The organism is Roseicyclus sp. (assembly GCF_052168335.1).
Lineage (GTDB): Bacteria > Pseudomonadota > Alphaproteobacteria > Rhodobacterales > Rhodobacteraceae > Roseibacterium.
Genome location: NZ_JBQLZP010000297.1, coordinates 1 through 1,749, shown reverse-complemented (window position 1 = coordinate 1,749; position 1,749 = coordinate 1). Strand labels below are relative to the sequence as shown.

Here is a 1,749-nt window from a genome sequence, read left to right as displayed (position 1 = left end):
GTCGGGGATCGACCACGCGGACCCCGACAGCTCGGCTGCCAGGTCCGCCGTGACCGCGCCGACGCCGGACGCGGAGGGGACGATCCGCCCCGTCGCCGTCACGTCCGCCGCGCCGATCCCGAGGTCGCCCGCCGACAGCCCGTCGAGCCGCGCCGTCAGGCTGTAGGCGTCGCTTTGCGTCGCGTCGAAGTCGAAGGCGATATCGGCGGAGGAGATCGTCGTCTCCGTCCCCGGCACCGGCAGGCGCACGGGCCCCGTGCCGGCCGGGTCCGCGATCCGCCCGGAGACGTCGATGGCGACCGGCCGCCCCTGCGCGTCGAGCCTCGCTTCGCCCTCGAGGAGCAGCGCCGCCGTCGCGAGGCGCAGGTTCTCCAGACGCGTCGCGCCGTCCGTGTCCCGCTCGACCCGCGCGGAGACCTCGGAGGATTGGCCGAAGAAGCTGCGATATTCCGAGGCCAGCAGCGGCGAGAGATCGCCTGAAAGGTCGAGCTCGACCACCTGGCCGCCCCCCTCAGCAACCTGAAGGCTGCGGAGCGTCCCGTCCACGCGCTCGACCCCGTCGGTCGCCAGCGCAAGGTCCACGCTCAGGTCCGAAAGCGGCCCCTCGCCCGCCACGGCGAGGCGCAGAGATGGCTCGCCCGGAACGCCGAGAAGCCCGGCGACCAGCCCGCCCTCCGCCTCCTCGAGAAGGAGGTCGATGTCGAGCACGCGGGTCGCGTTGTCGAAGGCGGCGGCGAGCGAGAACGTGCCCTGCGGCCCGTCGAGCCGCTCCGCCCGGAGTTGCGCCTGTCCCGATCCACCCTCGAGGCTCGCCTGCCCATCGAGGGACAGCTCCGCGGGCGCTCCGAGCACCGGCGCGCCCAGTTCGAGCCTGCGTATGCCCACTTCGTTGATCTCGATGGCGACGGGAAGCTCGGGCAGCGAGAAGGGCGTGGCCGCCGGCTCGGGCAGGTCGGGCCCCTCCGGCGGCACCGGCGGACGCAGCACGCTCAGCCGCTCGGCAGTCAGGGACTGGACGCGCAGCTCCCCTCGGAGGAGCGCCGAGCGCTGCCAGTTCAGCGTGGCGTCCTCGAGGATCAGCCACTCCCCCTCGCGGTCCGAGACGGTCAGCCGATCGAGGCGGGCCTGGGACGACAGCGCGCCGCGGAAGCCGTCGATGCGCACCTGCATGTCCTCGCCCTGGGACAGCTGGCTCTCGAGGAACCGCGTCAGCCGTCCGCGGTCGTCGTCGTCCTGCGCGACCGCGGCGCCCGTCAGCGCGAGCAGGAAGGCGAGGGGAAGCAGGAGCCAGCGCATCAGAAGGATTGTCCGATCCCGATGTAGAGGAATATGTCCTCGCCCACGCCCCGCCCGCGCAGCGGCGTCGCGATGTCGACGCGGATCGGTCCGAAGGCGGTGTCGTAGCGCAGGCCGAAACCGCCGCCCGCGTGCCAGTCGCCGTCCGAGAAGTCGGCCGAAGGCGCGACGTAGCCCGCGTCGGCGAAGGCCACGATGCCGAAATCGGTGTCGCCGATGGCCTGCCGCACCTCGGCCGAGAGCCCGGCGAAGGATCGCCCGCCCGACGGGCGCCCCCGCTGGATCGCGCCGAGCGACTGGTATTCCTGTCCGCGCACGGTGTCCGAGCCGCCGGAATAGAACAGGAAATCCGGGGGAATCGAGGTGAACTCGCCGCCGAACAGCGTCCCGAGCTGCGCCCGCGCGGCGAGGATCGTGCGATCCTCCTCGCCGAGGCCGAGATAGCCGCGCGCA

The 1,749-nt window shown here is 72.8% G+C and carries 1 protein-coding gene and 1 pseudogene; both read right to left on the bottom strand.

Going from position 1 to position 1,749, the window contains the following annotated elements:
- Positions 1-1,296, bottom strand: a pseudogene (locus tag ACTS11_RS09240) (translocation/assembly module TamB domain-containing protein); the annotation flags it as partial.
- A partial coding sequence (locus tag ACTS11_RS09235; protein WP_442640033.1) for a BamA/TamA family outer membrane protein occupies positions 1,296-1,749 on the bottom strand: 454 nt, incomplete at its 5' end. The gene ACTS11_RS09235 and the pseudogene ACTS11_RS09240, both read right to left, overlap by 1 nt.